The sequence below is a fragment of the Arthrobacter sp. FW306-04-A genome, from assembly GCF_044358315.1.
Classification (GTDB): domain Bacteria; phylum Actinomycetota; class Actinomycetes; order Actinomycetales; family Micrococcaceae; genus Arthrobacter.
In genome coordinates, this window is sequence record NZ_CP084559.1 from 4,237,953 (window position 1) to 4,256,629 (window position 18,677).

Sequence of the window (18,677 nt, forward strand, 5' to 3'; positions counted from 1 at the left end):
GCTCCCAGCGCGTTGGTTTCGGGCCAACTCAGGGCTCCTTAGACAAATGTATAAGAGCCTCGGCCATTTGTAGTCAATCTACCGCTATACGCCGTGATGCACATCACTAAGAATTGGACTACCTACTTCCGCTCAAAGGTGAGCGCCCCATCCCAACACCGAACGCTGCGGGCATCGCCGCTCGGCAGCACTGCACGAAGGATCCCGGCATGACAACGCATAAGCCCATCGGCCCCGTCGACGCAACAAAAGTCCCCCGGTATGCAGGCCTCGGCACTTTCGCCAGGCTTCCCCAAATCGACCGCGTTCCGGACTACGACATTGCGATCGTCGGCGTACCGTTCGACGGCGGAACGTCCTTCCGGCCCGGCGCCCGTTTCGGTCCTGCCGCAGTCCGCGAGGCCTCCCGGCTCCTGCGTCCCGGCTACCACCCCGAACTTGACGTGGAGCCCGTGTACGAAGTCCAGGTTGTAGACGCCGGCGACATCGCCTGCACCCCGTACGACATCACGCGGGCCGTCCGCGAAATCGAGGAGCAGGCACTGCCCCTGATCAGCGAGGACAAGAAGCTCATCTCGATCGGTGGCGACCACACTATCGCCCTCCCGATGCTGCGGGCCTTGAACAAGGTCCACGGACCGGTCGCATTGCTGCATTTCGACGCCCATCTGGACACATGGGACACCTACTTCGACCAGCCGGTAACGCACGGAACCATCTTCCGGAGGGCTTTTGAAGAAGGCCTCCTGGTTGAAGACAAGTCGATGCACGTCGGCATCCGGGGGCCGGTCTACGACCGCAACGACTTCCTCCGCGACCATGAATTCGGTTTCCAGATCATCCGTTGCTCGGACCTGGACGTCATCGGCGTTCCCGGAGCGATCGAGCGGGTCAAGGAACGGCTCGGCGATACCCCCGTCTACGTCTCCATTGACATCGACGTCCTGGACCCCTCCTACGCGCCGGGCACCGGCACTCCCGAAATGGGCGGACTCCACTCCCGCGAGCTGCTGGCGCTGCTCCGCGGACTGAACGGCATCAACATTGTGGGCGCCGACGTCGTCGAGGTCGCTCCCGCCTACGACCACGCGGACATCACCACCGTTGCCGCGGCCACCCTTGTCTTCGACCTCCTCGCGCTGATGGTGAACCGCGGCAAGGCCTCCGCCAATACCGCCCGCGAATTGCAAGCAGCCTCCCGGACCGCATCATGAGCATCCGAAGCAATCCCGCCGCGGCCACCGAAGTGCCCCGGCTCGAAGACAAGACCATCCAGCCCATCCCGTTGAATGAACGCCACGGAAAGGCGCGGGACCTCTTTACCATCTGGTTCGGTTCCAACATCATGATCATGACCATCGTGACCGGCGGACTCGCCACTACGGTGTTCGGGCTCAGCTTTGTGCCGGCGATCGTGGGAATCATCCTTGGAAACGTCATCGGCGGCATCTTCATGGCGCTCCACTCCGCCCAGGGACCGCAATTGGGCGTGGCACAGATGATCCAGACCCGCGGCCAATTCGGCTCCTTCGGGGCGCTCCTGATCGTGGCCATCGTGGTGATCATGTACGTCGGATTCTTCGCTGCGAACCTTGTCTTTGGCGGCGAAGCCATGGCCGCGGTCAGCCCGGACATCAGTGTTGACGCAGGCATCATCATCATCGGCGTCGTGAGCGTTGTTGCCACGATTTTCGGCTACCGGCTCATCCACGCCTACGCACGCTTCCTCAGCATCGTGGCCGGTTTGGCATTGCTTCTGGCCTTCGTCTGGATCATGTTCGTCCACGGCCTGCCGGCCAGCTTCCTGGACCAGGGAAACTTCAACTGGGTTGGCTTCATGGCCACCGTCTCCGTATCCGCCTTGTGGCAACTCGCCTACGCTCCCTACGTCTCGGACTACTCCCGCTACATGCCGCAAGGCACCGGATCGGCCCCGGCGTTCTGGGCCTCCTACTCAGGCTGCGTCCTGGGCACACTCTTCCCGATGATCCTCGGTGCCTTGGTGGGAACCCTCGCGGTCACCATGGGTGCAGACGCAGGCAACGTCGAGATCGTGGGCAGCATGGGAGCATTGCTCCAGCCGTGGACCCTGGCCGTCGTCGGAATCTTCTGCCTCGGCGTCGCGGCGTCGAACGCAATGAACCTCTACTGCGGCGTCCTGTGCAGCCTCACGATTGGGCAGACGTTCAAACCGAACTGGTTGCCTCGCGCCAAGACCCGAAGCGTGGCGGCAATCATCCTCTTCACGTTCGCACTGCTGATCTCGTTGTTCGCACGCGACAATTTCATCCTCTTTTACACGAACTTCCTCTCCTTCCTGATGTACGTGCTGGTTCCCTGGACGGCCATCAACCTGGTGGACTACTACCTCCTCCGGCACGGCGACTACAGGGTTGAAGACTTCTTCAAGCGCGACGGCGGAGTGTACGGACGGTTCAACTGGGTCGCCATCGGCTCCTACGTGGCAGGTGCCCTGGTCCAGCTTCCGTTCTCGGCAACAGCGGTCTACACCGGACCCGTCGCGGCAGCCATGGGCGGCGTAGACCTCTCCTGGATTGTCGGACTCGTCGTGGTTGCTCCGCTCTACTACGTCGCGGCACGCACGTTCCGGAAAAAGGCCGAGGCCACACCGCTTCAGGCCCCCGCACTCGCGAGCGACTTGGTCTAACGCACCGTGGGCCTAGGCCCGCACTCCCCATAAACTCCCGACGCCGCGACCGGCGCCAAAAAACAAAGGCAAAATCATGACACTCATTGACACCGAACAGTTCACCGTCCGCCGCGTCAGCGAAGACAACAACTCCCCTGCGGCCAACAACGTCCCGGGCAGCTTGCCACTACCCCTGCCTCCTGGCGGGCACTTTATTGGCGGATCGTTTGTTCCGGGCTCTTCCACCCACCTCATCGATGTCGTAGACCCCACCACTGAGCAGGTCATCGCCTCCGTGCAGGCCGGCACAGCCGCAGATGTCGACGTCGCTGTTGAAGCAGCCGTGGCGGCCCAGAAATCCTGGGGTGCCACCACACCGAAGGAGCGGTCCGAGGTCCTGAACCTGATCGCCAACATCGTTGAAGCCAACCGTGAAGCCTTCGAAATCATCGAGTCCGCCAACACCGGCAAGCCGCGAACCGTTGCGGAGGACGATGTCTCGAGCACTATTGATACTTTCCGTTTCATGGCCGGAGCGTCCCGCACTCTGACGTCCATGGCTGGCGGCGACTACGCAACCGGGCACACCTCGGTCATCCTCAGGGAGCCCGTGGGCGTTGTCGGCGTAATCACCCCGTGGAACTACCCGCTGCTGATGGCTGCCTGGAAGATCGCGCCCATCCTGGCCGCCGGAAACAGCATCGTCCTCAAGCCGTCCGAGCAGACACCGCTTTCGACACTAAAGCTTGCGGAACTCCTCGCCGGACGCATTCCGGACGGAATCCTCAATGTCGTGACGGGACAGGGCCGGACCGTTGGACAGCGGCTTTCCGAACACCCCGACGTTGCCCTCGTCGCCTTGACAGGGAGCGTCGTCAGCGGCCAGGCCGTGGCCGAGACGGCGGCCAAATCGGTCAAGCGCGTCCATCTGGAACTCGGCGGCAAGGCTCCGGTTGTTGTGTTTCCCGACGCCGACCTCCGCGCGGCCGCTGCCGGCGTGCGGAACGCCGGCTACTGGAACGCGGGCCAGGACTGTGGCGCCGCATGCCGTGTGCTCGTCCACGAGTCTGTGGCTGCCGAGTTCACCGAACACTTGGTGCGCGAAGTCAGCACTCTGGTGGTCGGGGCTCCAGGGGCAGGGGACGACGTGGAAATCGGTCCCATGATTTCGCGCCCGCACTTCGAGCGCGTCAAGGAATCGCTGGCCGACGCAAAAGCTGCTGGCCTGCAGGTCGCCATCGGCGGTTCTGCGTTGGAGGGCCCGGGTTACTTCATCGAACCCACGGTCATCAGCAACGTCCCGGCCGGGGCGCATGTTGCCACCCATGAGATCTTTGGCCCCGTGGTCACCGTCGAGACTTTCAGTTCCACCGAAGAGGCCATCACACGGGCGAACGAGAGCCCCTATGGACTATCTGCCTCGGTATGGACCCGGGATTCAAGCCTCTCGTTGAGCGTTCCAAAGAAACTCGACTTCGGTACCGTCTGGGTCAATTCACACTTGGTGTTGGCTTGCGAGGTACCGTGGGGCGGATTCAAGGGATCCGGCTACGGCCGGGACCTCTCGCTTTACGCCCTGGACGATTACTCCCGCACTAAGCACGTCATGATCAACCACGGCGCATGAGCTTTCAGACAAGCAACGGAGCTTAGCAATGACCACCGCGAACCTTCCCCGCACATCATCCTCGGCACGCGCCGCTACTCCGTCCGCCCCCTTCGGCACGGACGTCACGTGGACCAATTGGGGCGGTAACCAGAGCGCAACGCCAGCCTTCACCGTCCGTCCGCGGAATGAACAAGAAGCACTCGACGCCGTCCGTTTCGCCATCCGCGAAGGCCTGCCTGTGCGGGCGGTCGGCTCGGGGCATTCGTCCTCGCCGTTGGTCCAAACGGGTGGCGTCCTGATGGACATGTCCGCTCTTTCGGAGATCACCGGAACCGACCGCGTGCGGCGTCGTGCGAGGGCCCTGGCCGGCACCACCATCAACGCCTTCGGCGATCCCCTCTGGGAACAGGGGCTGGCTTTGGGTAACCAGGGCGACATCGACAAACAGCAGATCGCCGGGGCGCTGGCTACCAGTACCCACGGTTCGGGGAAGAACCTAGGCAGCTTCTCGTCCAGCCTTCGCTGGGTGAAGCTCATCAACGGCTACGGCGAAATCGTGGAGATCGGAGAGGGGCAACTCCGCGAACTCAGGGCCGCCCAGGTCGCATTGGGTACACTCGGGGTTTTTCTGGAGGTGGAACTGGCTGTTGAGGACAGCTACTACCTGCAAGAACAAATCACGTACCCCGCTTGGGCCGAGACCGCTTCTACCTGGGATACCGATATCGACTCCAACAGACACTACTCATTCCTCTGGTGTCCCGAGAACGATTCGTGCGAGCTCCTGGACCTCCCGGGCGCGCCCGGCCTGAGCATGGCAAACCGAAGCTACACCAAGCGCTACAACGTGGCCCACATCCAGGACGAGCGAGATATCTCAACCGTTGAGGGCTCCCGACTGGACCGCTCCTACCGGATCTATCCGGGCGGATTCACCACGCAGTTCCACGAACTCGAGTACTTTGTCCGCAGCGAGGACGGCTTGGCCGCCGTCGAGGTCGTCCAGGACCTGATCCGAACCAAGCATCCTGACCAGAAATACCCCGTGGAGGTTCGCTGGGTGAAGGCCGACGAGGGCTACATGTCCCAGTTCCAGGGCCGAGATAGCACCGTCATTACCCTCACCACCGAACCCGGTACCGACTATTGGCAGTTCTTCCGGGATGCCGATGCGCTGCTCCAGGAATTCGAGCCGCGTGCGCACTGGGGAAAGATCCACTTCATGACGCGGAGCCGCTTGGAACGCCTCTACCCGGAGCTGGACACTTTCATCCAGGTACGCCGCGAGTTCGATCCTCGCGGAATGTTCCTCAACGACCACACTCGCGCCCTTCTGGGCTGACCGAGCAAAGCCACGTCCGATACATCCTTTCGAAACTTTGGAGTGATAGTTTGATCTGTGCTTGAGCCAGACACTCGTACCCACCGGAGGATATTCCATGCTCAAAGGTTTCAAGGACTTCGTTCTTCGCGGCAACATCATCGAACTGTCCATCGCAGTGGTCATCGGCACCGCCTTCACAGCCTTGGTGGCAGCGTTCACAACCAACATCATCAACCCGGTCATCGCTGCCGCCGGCGGAGTCAACGCCGAGGGCCTGGGCTTCTCCATCTGGCCGAACAATGCGAAGACCTTCGTCAACTTCGGCGCTGTCATCACCGCGTTCGTGACCTTCCTGATCACGGCCGCCGTGGTGTACTTCATCTTCGTTGCGCCCATGAACAAGATCAACGAGCTGACCAAGCGCCGGGCGTCCATCGAAGAGCCTGAGGACGAGCCGCTGCCGGCAGACACCGCACTCCTGGTTGAAATCCGTGATCTCTTGACCGAGCTTGCCGCATCCAACAAGGAAACCTCCCGCTAAGTCCTTCGCCGGCCAGTTCAGCACCTCCTGCGCGCTGAACTGGCCCGCATCAGCGTTGTATAAGATCGTGACGCAGGCGCAATCCGCTTGAAACAGGGTTCGGGCACGATTGGTGCCATGAAGCCCAACACGAGGACTCCCGCTACCGCAGAGCTCTCCTGCGAGGTATGCGGCCAGATGCCCGAGGCTCCGAAGGCCCGGGTGACAGTGGCCCAAATCGCCGTGATGCTGCCGATCGAACTTCTTGTGCACGCCATTGTGGTTGAAACGCATCTGCCTTACCTGGCCAAGGTGCTCCTCCTGACCGTTACCGCCACGGTGCTGGTGATCTGGGTAGCCGAACCCTCGGCAGCCAAGGTCTTGCGGCGCTGGATCCATGCCCCTGCCCTCCGCCACCGCCGGAAACTCAACTCCGCCCCGGCGCTTTGGCGGGCGAGGACCGTGCTCCGTGACCAACCCGGCTCCCTCCAACGGATTACCCAGTTACTGGCCCGGACAGACATCAACATCCTCAGCATCCACGTCCACCCGGTGGACGGCGGCGTCATGGACGAATTCGTACTTTCCGCACCGGGTCACCTCCGCGAGCAGGATCTGTTGACAGCCCTCGACGACGGCGGCGGCCGGGAGTCGCACGTGTGGCCTACCACTGCACTCGCCATGGCGGACGGCCAGACCAAGGCCCTGAGCCTCGCCGCCCGGATCGCCGACAACCCGAACGAATTGCCCCTTGCGGTCGCGGAACTTCTCTCGGCGAAAATCGTCACCCCGGAACCCGAAGGTTCGGCGGTCGAAGCGGGCTCCGCCGTCGGGCCTTCCACGACGTTCCTCAAGATTCCCACCGCGTGGCATGGACCGCTGCTGTTTTCCCGGCCGGGTGAGCCGTTCACGCCGGCGGAATCAGCGCGTGCACATCGGCTGGCCGAGCTTGCGGAAATCCTGGCGCACAGCCGCAGCGCCGAATCCAAAGGCCGGGCTGAGCCTGAACCCTAACTGGAAGGTGGTGGCGGGATGAGCGCCATGGACATGAGACATTAGTCGGGTGACTTCCAAGATTGAGCTCGAGCGTGCTGCCAATACCCTCCGGGCGTGGGCGTTGGATGAAGACCTGAAGCAGCGTGTCATGTCCACACCAGCCTTGGCGACAATGGCTTCGCGCGTGGCAAGGCGATACTCGGCCGGGGACACTGCCGCAGACGCCATCGAGGTGGCCGGAGCGGCAGTTGCCCGCGGGCACGCCGCCAGTATCGAATACGCCGGCGAGAGCGTGCGCGACGCTGACCTCGCACGCTCGGAAGCCGGGGTGTTCCTCGATTTGGGAGCCGCCCTCGGGAAGTCCGGCCTGCCAAGCACCATCTCTTTTGATCTCTCCCACCTGGGTGCACTCGTGCACCCAGATCTGGCCATGGACCATGTGCGCCAGCTTGCCGCGATAACTGAACCGTTCGGAACAGGATTGATGATCTCGGCCGAAGGCTCGGATCGTACCGATCTGGTCCTCGACCTGTACGACGAGCTCGCGGTCGAGATTCCTCGCGTCGGCATCACACTCCAAGCGCGCCTGCACCGCACCCCCGGCGATCTCGAGCGGGTCTTGCGCCACCCGGGTACCGTTCGGCTGGTCAAAGGCGCGTTCCTTGAACCCGAGTCCGTCGCCTACCCCCGCAACAGCGCCGAACTGACTGCCGCGTACCTCGATCTGGCAAACCAGCTCGTCCTCTCCGGCCACCCGCTATCCCTCGCGACCCACGACGACGCGCTCGTCAACGCGCTGATCGCCAGGCACGGCGAGGCGCTGAAGACCGACGCGATCGAATTCGAGATGCTCCTCGGGCTGGGGACCGACCTTCTCGACCAGCTCCACAGGGACGGCTACCGGACGCGCGAGTACGTCATCTTCGGTGGCGAGTGGTGGTTGTACGTCCTCAATCGCATCGCCGAACATCCCGAGCGGGCGCTGACGGCTCTCGCCGACCTCAACCCGAGCTAAGCGATCCTCGATCCTGCCCGCCTCTCGACGCCCTAAGAGCCTCGTGATACGGAAATTCCATGGCGACACCGGTATGCCGGCGTCGCCGGACCTTCTCCTTGTCCCGTAGCCAGTTGCGCGTCGTGAGGTAGGGAGCGCGTCGGCAGGCCATTTGCGTGTCGCCAGACTAAGGCCGCCTCGCCGCGTCTCGGTGTACCCGGTATCCCACTCTCGGCCATCGGCCTCCCTGACACCACTTCGGTATCCCATCCCGGCACCGATTCGGGCGCCAAGGCCTACAAGTCGGCAGACTTCATCCCCCGGTCACATTCCGTTTTTTCACTTTGTATACCAGAACTCTTGACAGTGCGCGGGGTCACATCTAACTTTGTTTTTGGGATCCCAAAGCGGGATCCCAAAACGGACTCAGTCACCCGGCAGCGTCCCTCCTCCCAGAAAAGAGGACCGGGCCGCTACAGCTGCCGCCGGCGCGTGTCCAGCTGCAGCGGCAACCCGCGCAGCTCAAATTTCAAAGACTCTCCCCGCTCCTCAAACTCCCCTGAAGGAGAAACTGTGTCTCTCCAAAACACCGAAGCAATAGCCCCGGAAGGCGAAGAAAAGGCCGGCAAGGACGGCGTGCAGCGACGCACGAGTGTCCGTTGGCGGCTCTTCGTCCTGCTGCTGATCCTGGTAGCCGTCAACTACATCGACCGCGGCTCCATCTCCGTGGCCCTGCCCATTATCCAAAAGGAATTCAACCTCGCACCGGAGCTCGTCGGGCTCCTTCTGTCGGCATTTTTCTGGACCTACGCCCTCATGCAAATCCCGGTCGGCTTGCTGATCGACAAGTTCGGTCCCCGCAAGGTCGTCACGGCCTCGTGCGTTGGCTGGGGAGCTGCTACGGCTGCCTCCGGCCTGGCCGGCGGCTTCGTGAGCATGTTCATCGCCCGCTTGGGCATCGGCGTCGCTGAGGCAGGCGTCATGCCGGCCGGCGGCAAGCTCAACGCCATCTGGATGCACAAGAAGGAGCGTGGCCGCGGCGCCACGATCCTTGACGCAGGCGCGCCGCTCGGCGCTGGCCTGGGTGGCATCCTCATCACGTGGCTCATCGCCTCCACCGGGAGCTGGCGCTACTCATTCATCATCGCCGGCGCCGCCACGGTCCTCATGGGCCTGGCAGTCTGGTGGTACGTCCGCGACAACCCACGCAACCACAAAGGCGTCAACGATGCCGAAGCCGACTACATCGAGGCCTCCCACGCCGAGGAAGACGCCGAGGCCAAGAAGGACGGCGTGAAGGGCAAACGCGCCCTTCTCCCCTACCTGAAGTTCCGCTCCTTCTGGGCCATGTGCTTCGGCTGGCTCGGCTTCAACGGGGTGTTCTACGGCCTGCTGACCTGGGGCCCGCTCTACCTGGCGCAGGCCAAGGGCTTCAACCTGAACACCATCGGCTGGTCCACGTTCGTGATCTTCGGCGCCGGCTTTGTCGGCGAAATCCTGGGTGGCACCATCGCGGACAAATGGCGCACAGCCGGCGCCTCCGCAAACAAGGTCATGCGTACCCTGCTCGGTATCTCGAGCATCGTGGTGGTTGGCGGCCTGGTCGGCGTGACCATCGTGGCGGACCCGACGACGGCGGTTGTCCTGCTGTCCGTGGTCATGTTCTTCCTCCGCTGGGTTGGCCTGTTCTGGAGCATCCCGGCCATCCTGGGCGGCCGCACCAACGCCGGCGTCCTGGGCGGTGCGATGAACTTCAGCGGCAACATCGCAGGGTTCGTCACCCCGATTGTGGTAGGCCTGATTGTCGGGGCCACGGGCTCCTACACCTGGGCACTGCTGTACTTTGTAGGATCCGCGGTGATCATGGGCGTTTCTGTCCTGACCCTTAACTACAACAAGCGGCTTCCGGTCTAACTCGCCTGACCGGACTGGCCGTGCGGTCCTGAACCGCCGCGCGGCCGAACGCCTCCGGGTATGCCGGGCGCAAAGACCCAAGAGAACACGAATGGAGCAAACATGCTGATTGCAGCTGAAACCCCCACCACGGACCGTCCCCTCCGGGAATCCGTGCGGGACACCATCCGTTCGCGAATCTTCGAGGGTCACTATGCGCCCGGCACCCGGTTGGTGGAGCGGGACCTCGCCGCCGAATTCAACGTGTCGCGCCTGCCCATCCGGGAAGCCCTCCGCATGCTGCGGCAGGAAGGCCTCATCCAGGACCGGGCCTCCCGCGGCTCGGAAGTGGCGGGGCTGAGCCCCAAAGATGTCGAGGATCTGTTCGACGTCCGCCAGTCCCTCGAAGTACTCGCTTGCCGCCTGGCCGCGGCCCGCGCCACGGACAAGGATCTCAAGCGCCTGGCCGGGCTCCTCGACGATGCAGATCGCTTCCTCGCCAAAGGCTCAATCCTCGAGGCCCACCGGGCCAACAGCGAATTCCACGATGCCATCACGGCCGTCGCCAACAATGACTTTCTCCGCACCGCGCTGGAGCCACTCCAAGGTCGTATGCACTGGCTCTTCCGCCACGTTGACGACCTGCCGGAGCTGATCCAGGAGCACCGTGATCTGTACGCCGCCATCGCCAGCGGCGATCCCGAGCTCGCCGCGGCCCAATCGGCGTCGCACATTGGAAAGTACCGCGAGCAGTTCCCCCAGAACGAGCCCGCCACCGAACTCAAATCGCAAGGCAAACGAACATGAAATTGCTAGTCATCAATCCCAACATCAGCGAGGATGTCACTGCGCTGATCGACGCCGAAGCCCGCCGCTCGGCGGGGACGGACACCGAGTTAATCGTCCGGACCGCCGGGCATGGTGTCGAATACATCGAGACTCGTTTCGAAGCCCTTATCGCAGCGGGCGCCGTCGCCGAAATCATCGCGGAGCACTGCGGTTGCGATCCGGCAGCGGACCACATAGACGGCGTCGTGGTGGCCGCATTCGGTGATCCGGGAATGCCCGCGCTCAAAGAACTCACCGACGTGCCGGTCATCGGCATCACGGAGGCCGCCCTCTGCGCCGCGGCCCTACAGGGACAACGCTTCTCAATCATCGCCATTTCGGACCGCATCACGGCTTGGTACCGGGACTGCGTGGAGCACTTCGGACTTGGAAGCCGTCTCGCCTCGATCCGTTCCATCAACGAGAGCCTCAACGGGATCGGCACGGTGCAACAGGACTTCAAGGAAACCCTCCTGGCGCTGAGCCGGCAGGCCGTCGCGGAGGACGGGGCCGACGTCGTCATCCTCGCAGGTGCCCCCCTTGCGGGACTAGCGCGCGAGCTTGAAGGCGAGATCCCCGTGCCCGTGGTGGACGGGATCTCCGCCGGCATCCGCATGACCGAAGCGGTGGTGGCACTGCAGTCCGGTTTCCACCGCCAGGGCGCTTTTGCGCCGCCGCCGGTCAAGCACCGCCGGGGGTTGTCCGAAAACCTCGACGCCGCCCTGACCGCCATCCAGGCCGCCGCCAGCACTTCCCTTGCTGCCGCCGCCGTCCCAGCCGGAAAGTAGTGACCACCGTGAACATTCCTGATCTCGTCATCGCCCACGGCACCGTGGTCAACAGCTTCGGCCGGCAGGCCGCCCATGTCGTGGTTGACGACGGCCGCATCACCCAGCTCATCGACGCCGCGGAACCGGTCCCCGCCGCCTCCCGCGTCATCGACGCGTCCGGCAAGTTGGTCATCCCGGGCGGCGTCGACGGTCATTGCCATGTGGCCCAAGTGACCGGCCGCTTCCGCACCCTGGACGGCTACCGCACCACCTCCACCGCGGCCCTATGGGGCGGCACCACAACCATCATCGATTTCGGTATTCCGCGTGACGCCCAGGAATTCCCGCTGGATGCCGTCCTGAACAAGAAGCGACTGGCCGCCGAGTCCCGCTGCGATGTCGCGCTGCACGGTTCCGTGGTCAGCTGGGACGAGACCGTGCCGTGGCAGCTGGAGCAACTCGCCGCGGAGGGCGTCCGTTCCGTGAAGATGTACACCACCAACCGCGGCTCCACCATGGCCGACGGCGACACCATCCTGAAGGTCATGCGCGAAATGGTGCGCCTGGACGGGCTCACCTATATCCATGCAGAGCACGATCCCATCATTGCCGACTGCACCGAGCAGCACGCCTCGGATGGCCGGATCGGCATCGAGCACCTGCATTCCACGCGGCCCGAACTCGCCGAGGAAATCTCCGTCAAAGAGACCCTCGCCATGGCCGAGTACACCGGAGCACCCGTCTACTTTGTGCATCAATCGACCCCCGGCGCCGTGGATCTTGTCAGCGAGGCCCGCAACCGTGGCCAGGAGGCTTACTCCGAGACGTGCCCGCACTACTTGACGCTTGATGACACCGTCTACGGCAGCGATTTCCCGGAGTGGTACGCCTGCTGCCCGCCCATGCGCAGCGCTGAAACCGTCGCCGCGCTGAAGGAACGCCTCGCGGCAGGAGCCATCCACACTGTGTCCTCGGACCACTCCTGCTACGACCTTTCGCAGAAACGCGAGCGCACCGACGACGTCCGATTCATGCCGCACGGACTGCCCGGAGTCGAGACTCGCATGCCCGTCACGTTCACGGCGATGGCGTCCAGCAGTTCCGTGGAGGATTTCGTAGAGGTCTTCTCGGCGGGTCCCGCGCGGATCAATGCCGTGCCACGCAAAGGTGCCATCGCGGTCGGGTTCGACGCCGATCTGGTCGTCTTTGATCCCGCCGAAGAACGCGAGGTCGACGGCGGCGCCCTCCACATGGGGACTGACTTCTCGCCTTTCGAAGGGAAGACGCTGAGCGGCTGGCCCGCCGTCGTCGTCTCCGCCGGACGCGTAGTGATCGACGACGGCGGTTTCCACGATCCCGGCCCCGTGGGCCGTTTCGTGCCCCGCGACGGCTTCACCGCTCACCGCGACGCTCTGTCCGTTCGAAAATCGCTGTCCGTTCCCACCGCCGTTTCTGCTTAGGAGCCTCCATGCCTTCAGCACACCGCCCTACCCGCATCGGCATGATCGTGCCGTCGTCCAATACCTGCTTGGAGCCGCAGAGCTACCGCATCCTCGGTGACCGGGAGGACGTCACTATCCACTTCACACGGATTCCGGTCACCAGGATTGCGCTGGATGATTCCTCGGACAAGCAGTTCGATTCTGCCATCATGCGGGAGGCTGCCGCATTGCTTGCGACGGCGGACGTGGACGTCATCGCGTGGAACGGAACCTCGGGTTCCTGGCTCGGCGCCGCCCATGACGAGGCGCTGGTCCGGGAAATCACGGAGGCCACGGGAATCCCCGCCACGACGTCCACCCTGGCGTACCTTGAAGCCTTCAAAACGTTCGGCACAGAGCGGATCGGCATGTTCACGCCCTACACCGGGGACGTCAATCAAGCGGTCATAGAGTCCTACGCGCGCGAAGGACTGATGACGGTGGACCACCGCCACCTGGACCTCATCAACAACGAATCCTTCGCGCGGGTCACGGACGCGGAGATGCTGCCCGGGTCCTTGGAACTTGCTGCCGCGAACCCGGATGCGCTCATTTACTTGTGCACAAACCTTTACGGAGCCAACATCACCGCCGAGGTAGAGGAAACCACCGGCGTGCCGGTGCTGGATTCCGTAGCGGTGACGTTGTGGCACTGCCTCAAGCTTGCAGGAGCCCCCTTGCTTGCGCCGAGGTGGGGCCGGCTGCTGGCAGAACTCCCTAGGTAAAATGCCCTAGCTTCACAGGGGTTGGATGTTCTCCGCCTGAGGGCCTTTCGGGCCCTGCACGACGTCGAACTGGACCCGCTGATTCTCGTCCAGTGATCGGTACCCACTCGAGGCGATCGCCGAGTAGTGGGCAAAGACGTCCGCCGAACCGTCGTCGGGGGCAATGAAGCCGAAACCCTTCTCGGCGTTGAACCATTTGACAATACCTGTTGCCACGGCCATGTTCCTTCTCTGAATCTGACTGACCATCGGCTTCAAACCCGATGCCCCCGGACGCATACGTCCGCTTCCTCAAACCTACGGTGCGGGGTTCGGGGGCGCAAGGATCTTCGGGCGTCTCGGTGTTCCCGGGCGTGCCGAATCTTGAGGATTTCTTGCTCCCCGGCGCTGAGAAGGCCTTGTCTGTAATGTTGGTCTTCGAGACCGAACGAAGGCGGGATGCTCCTTGGGCCGCAAGACACTTGTTGACGATGTTGTCGACGGGCTGCTCGATGACATCCTGGAGGGGAAACTCGGCCCCCACGATGCGATCCCCAGCGAGCTGGATATCGCCGCCGCCTATGAGGTCAGCCGACTCACTGTGCGTGAGGCGCTCAAGGCGCTGCGGGCACAAAACATCCTGTACGTGAAGGCCGGCCGCGGCACGTTCGTGAACCCGGCCGATGCCTGGACCGGGCTCGGCGCGATTTTCAAGGCCGCCTCCCACGGAAGCGGCGCGGACCAGGTGTCGGTGGGCCTCATCGAGGTGCGGCGGATGGTGGAGACCGGCGCGGCGGGCCTCGCAGCGACGCGACATTCCCCGGAGGACGCGGACCGGATGCGGCAGTGCATTGCCGACATGAAAACCTCCCACGCCGCAGGTGACCTGGACCGCTTCGTGGCGGCCGACATCGGATTCCACGACGCCGTGCTCAAGGCCTCCGGCAATCCATTTGTCCGGGCACTCTTCGCCCAGCTGGGCCAGCTTCTGTACGCGGCCCGGCGGGAAACCTCCGCTGTCCCTGAGATCCAGCTCCACGCCATCGACTACCACCAGCGCGTGCTGGACAGCATCCTCACCGGCGACGCCGAACTCTCGCGACGCGTCATGGACGAGCACATGGACCAGACGTACGAAGACTACGAACGCTACGTGCACGGCACCAAGCCCTGACACAGGCAGAAGCTCCGCATTCCAGGCCACCACGCGAGAACTGTATTTCGATCCGACTATTGACCCCCCGTTCACGGCATCGTATGATTTTCGTCATATCAGATGTCTGACATCTGACTTAGATGAATCGAATGACTCCCACACATCCCCTGGATTCCACGCTGAGCGCAGTTGCCGGTGCGGATCCGACAGACAGAAGGTCAAAGATGACTTCCCTCACGATGCGCTCCCCCGCCCTTGGTGAACTGGGTGAACACACGCTGCGCAAGGTGCGCCGCCGCATCATGCCCCTCATCGTGCTGCTGTACTTCGTCGCGTACCTGGACAGGAACAACGTAGGTTTCGCCAAGCTGACCATGAGCGCGGACATCGGCCTCAACGCCGCCGCCTACGGGCTCGGCGCCGGCATCTTCTTCCTCGGATACGCGCTGCTCGAAGTTCCCAGCAATGCGGGCATGTACCGATTCGGAGCGCGTAAATGGCTGGCCCGGATCCTCATCACCTGGGGCCTGCTCGCCGCCGCCATGGCACTGGTGAACGGCGAGTCCAGCTACAACATCCTCCGCTTCCTCCTGGGAGCGGCCGAGGCCGGATTCTTCCCCGCAATCCTGTTCTACCTGACGCTATGGTTCCCCGCCGCGCAGCGCGTTACCGTGCTGGGGATCTTCATCCTCGCGCAGCCATTGTCGAACGCGCTCGGCGCTCCCGTGTCCGGTTTGCTGCTGCAAATGGATGGTGTCATGGGCCTTCACGGCTGGCAGTGGCTCTACATCCTTGAGGGCGTCCCCGCCGTCCTGCTGGGCCTTCTTACCCCGATTCTCATGACAGACCGGCCTCGCGACGCCAAATGGCTCAAAGACGACGAGCGCGAATGGCTCGTCAACACCATGGACGCGGAACTTGCCCTCAAATCAAAGTCCGGACACCACAACTTCCTGGCCGGACTCAAGGACAAGCGCACCCTCGCATATTCCGCCCTGTACTTTGGTCTGGTCTGTGGAATTTACGGACTGGGCCTCTGGATGCCCACGATAGTCTCGGCGCTTGGCAAGTTCTCGACGACGGAAATCGGATTCATCGTCTTCATTCCGTACGCCATCGCCGCGGTGTTCGTGTACTGGTGGAGCAAGCGCGCGGACAAGACCGGGAAGCGCGCATGGCACACCGCAGCCAGCATGATTCTCGCCGGCGCGGGCCTCCTTGCAGCCGGCTTCCTGCTCCCGGTCAACCCATTCCTCGCAATGGTGGGCCTCATTGCCTCGGCCATGGGCATCTACGGGGCCATCGCACCTTTCCTGTCCATGCCCTCGGCTGCACTCACCGGCGCTGCGGCAGCCTCAGGCCTTGCCCTGATCAACTCCCTGGGCAACCTCGGCGGCTTCGTGGCCCCCTACGCGGTGGGCCTCCTGAAGGACGCCACAGGCAACAACCAGAGCGGCCTCGTTTTCCTGTCCCTCTGCCTGGCCGCCACGGGCATAGCCACCTACCTTTACGCACGCAAACGCCCCGAAGGCGACGCCACGCTTGCCCAAACAGCTGAGCCTTCCGACCCCTCCTGATCCAGCACTACCGAAGGAAACCAAGCAATGACCTCCACCAATTTCCCCACTGCCCGCACAGTTGTCCTCACCGGAGCCGCATCGACCCGTGGCATTGGCCGCGCTGCCGCGGACCGCATGGCGAGCGAAGGCTGGGCCGTGGCCATCCTGGACATCAACGGCGTCGATGCGAAGGCAGCAGCCGACGAGATCGCCGCAAAGCACGGCGTCCAGACGATCGGGCTGGGCGCCGACGTCTCCGACAAGGACTCGGTGGACACCGCAATCGCCCAGGTGGAGGCGGAGCTGCCGCCGATCGTCGGGCTGGCCAACATCGCCGGTATCAGCAACCCCACCCCGTTCATGGAGGAGACCGTGGAGGGATGGGACCGAGTGTTCGACATCAATATGCGCGGCACGTTCCTGGTCAGCCAAGCCGTACTCAAGGGCATGATCGAACGCAAGCTCGGGCGCATCGTCAGCATCTCCTCCATCTCGGCCCAGCGCGGCGGCGGCACATTCTCCAAGGTCGCCTACAGCGCATCCAAGGGAGGCGTCATCGGCTTCACCCGCGCCCTGGCCCGCGAAGTCGGCGAACACGGCATCACCGTCAACTGCGTCGCGCCCGGCCCCATTGACACCGACATCATGGGCGGCACCCTTACCGAGGAACGCAAAGCCGAAATGTCCCAAGGCATCATGATGGGCAGAGTAGGCACCCGCGAGGAAGTAGCAGCGCTCATGAGCTTCCTCCTCGGCGAGGACGCCGGCTACATCACCGCAGCAACGTACGACATCAACGGCGGCCTCCAGGTCTCCTGACCGTTCACAAAACATCAAGAGAAGACTATGAGGGACGCCAGGCCACCAACTGGAGGTGATGGCCTGGCGTCCCAGGGGTCTAAAGGAGCCCGACCTTGGTCATGAGCTCGGTGACCTTCTCGCTGTTGAGCTTGGCGGGGTCCACCGCCGGTGCCTGGAGATCCTTGAGCGGCACAAGCTTTGAGTTGGCCGGCACATCGGAGCCAACGGTGTATTCAAAGGAGTCTCCGGTCTGGAGGACCTGCTGGCCCGCTTTGCCCGTGATGAACTTGAGGAACTGCTGGGCCTGGGCCTGCTTCTTGCTCGAGGCCAGGACAGCGCCGCCGGAGACGCTGACGAACGCACCAGGGTCCTGGTTCTTGAAGTATTCGAGATCAACGTTCTTGCTGTTCTCTCCAGTCTGGGCCTGGTCCACGAAAGAGTAGTAGTGGTACAGGACTCCCGCGTCGACCTCGCCGGCGTTCACAGCGGCGAGCACCGGAGTGTCGTCCTTGTAGGACTTGAAGTTGCTTTTCGCAGCCTCCAGCCATTTCTGGGTTGCGTCTTCTCCCTTTAGGGCGAGCATCGCGCTGACGATGGCCTGGAAATCCGCTCCGCCGGTGGACGCGCCGATACGCCCCTTCCAAGCGGGGTCGGCGAGGTCCATCAAGGACTTGGGGAGCTTGTCTGCAGTGAGCTTGCCCTTGTTGTAGGCCAGCACGGTGGAGCGGGCGGCGATGCCCGTCCAGTCACCGGTTGAGGGCCGGTACTGCGAGGGGACCTGGCTGAGGGTTGCTTGATCTACCGGGGCGAGCAAGCCGGCACTAGCGATGCGGACCATGGCCGGGGAGTTTTCCGTGAGGAACACGTCCGCAGGAGAGTTCTTGCCCTCCTCGGTGAGCTGGTTGCTCATTTCAAGGTCGTCGCCATTGCGGAGCGTCACCTTGATTCCCGTTTCCTTGGTGAAGGCGTCCACCCATGCGCCAGTGAGGTTTTCGTGCTGCGCGTTGTACACGACGATGCCCTCGCCGGATGCCACCGCACCGGATGTGGAACTACCGGTTGCGGTTCCGGTGGGTGAGCCGCTGCACGCCGAAAGTGCCAGCAGCGTGGCCGTGGCGGCGGCAAGGGCCGTAGCGGGTTTGATGCCGAATTTCATGGGGGGCCTTTCGAGGTCCCGGCCGGGACCAGGACAGTTGGGGGAGATGCAGTTGGGAAGAAGCAGCGCCTTAGTAGGCAAGGCAAACCTTACTGTAATAACAACATGCCATTGTTGCGTAATTCAGAACACGCTGAGGTCGACTGTTACAAAGAACCCGCCGCGGCGGGTCCTTTGTGCATCCCCTCGGAAGTACCACCGCTGTTTCCACCCGTTAAGGGCGCGCTAAATCTCTG

At 63.3% G+C, this 18,677-nt stretch carries 17 protein-coding genes; 15 read left to right on the top strand and 2 right to left on the bottom strand.

From position 1 onward, the window contains the following. Positions 1–209 precede the first annotated feature (209 nt). The 12 genes from speB (at position 210) to LFT43_RS19825 (ending at position 13,790) form a co-directional block, all read left to right on the top strand. The gene (speB, locus tag LFT43_RS19770) at positions 210–1,214 is read left to right on the top strand and encodes an agmatinase (protein WP_395799781.1); all 1,005 of its coding nucleotides are present in this window, start codon (positions 210–212) and stop codon (positions 1,212–1,214) included. After that, complete coding sequence (locus tag LFT43_RS19775) at positions 1,211–2,668, top strand: purine-cytosine permease family protein (RefSeq protein WP_395799783.1); 1,458 nt, start codon at positions 1,211–1,213, stop codon at positions 2,666–2,668. Before speB ends, LFT43_RS19775 begins: the two co-directional genes overlap by 4 nt. Before the next feature lie 76 nt (positions 2,669–2,744). Beyond that, a complete protein-coding gene (locus tag LFT43_RS19780) occupies positions 2,745–4,277 on the top strand; it encodes an aldehyde dehydrogenase family protein (protein ID WP_395799785.1) in 1,533 nt (510 codons plus the stop codon). A 28-nt stretch (positions 4,278–4,305) separates the two neighbouring features. Further along, positions 4,306–5,601, top strand: a complete 1,296-nt coding sequence (locus LFT43_RS19785) for a D-arabinono-1,4-lactone oxidase (RefSeq protein ID WP_395799787.1) — start codon at positions 4,306–4,308, stop codon at positions 5,599–5,601. 97 nt (positions 5,602–5,698) lie between these two features. Beyond that, on the top strand, positions 5,699–6,124 hold the full coding sequence (gene mscL / locus LFT43_RS19790; RefSeq protein WP_395803181.1) for a large conductance mechanosensitive channel protein MscL: 426 nt from the start codon (positions 5,699–5,701) through the stop codon (positions 6,122–6,124). 117 nt (positions 6,125–6,241) lie between these two features. Beyond that, positions 6,242–7,117 (top strand): ACT domain-containing protein, encoded by an 876-nt coding sequence (locus LFT43_RS19795; RefSeq protein WP_395799789.1) that lies wholly within the window; start codon positions 6,242–6,244, stop codon positions 7,115–7,117. 49 nt (positions 7,118–7,166) lie between these two features. Further along, positions 7,167–8,114: a proline dehydrogenase family protein gene (locus LFT43_RS19800; RefSeq protein WP_395799791.1), complete on the top strand. Its 948-nt coding sequence runs from the start codon at positions 7,167–7,169 to the stop codon at positions 8,112–8,114. 552 nt (positions 8,115–8,666) lie between these two features. After that, positions 8,667–10,007, top strand: a complete 1,341-nt coding sequence (locus LFT43_RS19805; protein WP_395799793.1) for an MFS transporter — start codon at positions 8,667–8,669, stop codon at positions 10,005–10,007. Between the two features lie 102 nt (positions 10,008–10,109). Next, positions 10,110–10,793, top strand: coding sequence for a GntR family transcriptional regulator (locus LFT43_RS19810; RefSeq protein ID WP_395799795.1), 684 nt, complete (start codon positions 10,110–10,112; stop codon positions 10,791–10,793). Next, complete coding sequence (locus tag LFT43_RS19815; protein ID WP_395799797.1) at positions 10,790–11,602, top strand: aspartate/glutamate racemase family protein; 813 nt, start codon at positions 10,790–10,792, stop codon at positions 11,600–11,602. Before LFT43_RS19810 ends, LFT43_RS19815 begins: the two co-directional genes overlap by 4 nt. Continuing rightward, positions 11,602–13,044, top strand: coding sequence for an amidohydrolase family protein (locus tag LFT43_RS19820; RefSeq protein ID WP_395799799.1), 1,443 nt, complete (start codon positions 11,602–11,604; stop codon positions 13,042–13,044). The genes LFT43_RS19815 and LFT43_RS19820 overlap by 1 nt, the downstream gene beginning before the upstream one ends. Positions 13,045–13,052: 8 nt before the next feature. After that, positions 13,053–13,790: an aspartate/glutamate racemase family protein gene (locus LFT43_RS19825; RefSeq protein ID WP_395799801.1), complete on the top strand. Its 738-nt coding sequence runs from the start codon at positions 13,053–13,055 to the stop codon at positions 13,788–13,790. A 12-nt stretch (positions 13,791–13,802) separates the two neighbouring features. On the opposite strand, the gene LFT43_RS19830 is transcribed toward LFT43_RS19825, so the two are convergent. Next, a complete protein-coding gene (locus tag LFT43_RS19830) occupies positions 13,803–14,006 on the bottom strand; it encodes a cold-shock protein (protein WP_035743560.1) in 204 nt (67 codons plus the stop codon). A 229-nt stretch (positions 14,007–14,235) separates the two neighbouring features. Between LFT43_RS19830 and LFT43_RS19835 the strand changes: the two genes are divergently transcribed. The 3 genes from LFT43_RS19835 (at position 14,236) to LFT43_RS19845 (ending at position 17,303) form a co-directional block, all read left to right on the top strand. After that, positions 14,236–14,943, top strand: coding sequence for a FadR/GntR family transcriptional regulator (locus LFT43_RS19835; RefSeq protein WP_395799804.1), 708 nt, complete (start codon positions 14,236–14,238; stop codon positions 14,941–14,943). A 206-nt stretch (positions 14,944–15,149) separates the two neighbouring features. After that, the gene (locus LFT43_RS19840) at positions 15,150–16,502 is read left to right on the top strand and encodes an MFS transporter (RefSeq protein WP_395799806.1); all 1,353 of its coding nucleotides are present in this window, start codon (positions 15,150–15,152) and stop codon (positions 16,500–16,502) included. A 27-nt stretch (positions 16,503–16,529) separates the two neighbouring features. Beyond that, entirely contained in the window at positions 16,530–17,303 is a 774-nt protein-coding gene (locus LFT43_RS19845; RefSeq protein WP_395799808.1) for an SDR family NAD(P)-dependent oxidoreductase, read from the top strand. Positions 17,304–17,382: 79 nt separating this feature from the next. Here LFT43_RS19845 and LFT43_RS19850 read toward each other — a convergent pair whose 3' ends face one another. After that, positions 17,383–18,441, bottom strand: a complete 1,059-nt coding sequence (locus LFT43_RS19850) for an iron ABC transporter substrate-binding protein (RefSeq protein WP_395799810.1) — start codon at positions 18,439–18,441, stop codon at positions 17,383–17,385. Positions 18,442–18,677: the final 236 nt, after the last annotated feature.

Bases quoted from the DNA above. Each gene is read 5' to 3' on its own strand.
- speB (WP_395799781.1), top strand. From the start codon at position 210: ATGACAACGCATAAGCCCATCGGCCCCGTCGACGCAACAAAAGTCCCC.
- LFT43_RS19775 (WP_395799783.1), top strand. From the start codon at position 1,211: ATGAGCATCCGAAGCAATCCCGCCGCGGCCACCGAAGTGCCCCGGCTC.
- LFT43_RS19780 (WP_395799785.1), top strand. From the start codon at position 2,745: ATGACACTCATTGACACCGAACAGTTCACCGTCCGCCGCGTCAGCGAA.
- LFT43_RS19785 (WP_395799787.1), top strand. From the start codon at position 4,306: ATGACCACCGCGAACCTTCCCCGCACATCATCCTCGGCACGCGCCGCT.
- mscL (WP_395803181.1), top strand. From the start codon at position 5,699: ATGCTCAAAGGTTTCAAGGACTTCGTTCTTCGCGGCAACATCATCGAA.
- LFT43_RS19795 (WP_395799789.1), top strand. From the start codon at position 6,242: ATGAAGCCCAACACGAGGACTCCCGCTACCGCAGAGCTCTCCTGCGAG.
- LFT43_RS19810 (WP_395799795.1), top strand. From the start codon at position 10,110: ATGCTGATTGCAGCTGAAACCCCCACCACGGACCGTCCCCTCCGGGAA.
- LFT43_RS19815 (WP_395799797.1), top strand. From the start codon at position 10,790: ATGAAATTGCTAGTCATCAATCCCAACATCAGCGAGGATGTCACTGCG.
- LFT43_RS19825 (WP_395799801.1), top strand. From the start codon at position 13,053: ATGCCTTCAGCACACCGCCCTACCCGCATCGGCATGATCGTGCCGTCG.
- LFT43_RS19840 (WP_395799806.1), top strand. From the start codon at position 15,150: ATGACTTCCCTCACGATGCGCTCCCCCGCCCTTGGTGAACTGGGTGAA.
- LFT43_RS19845 (WP_395799808.1), top strand. From the start codon at position 16,530: ATGACCTCCACCAATTTCCCCACTGCCCGCACAGTTGTCCTCACCGGA.
- LFT43_RS19850 (WP_395799810.1), bottom strand. From the start codon at position 18,441: ATGAAATTCGGCATCAAACCCGCTACGGCCCTTGCCGCCGCCACGGCC.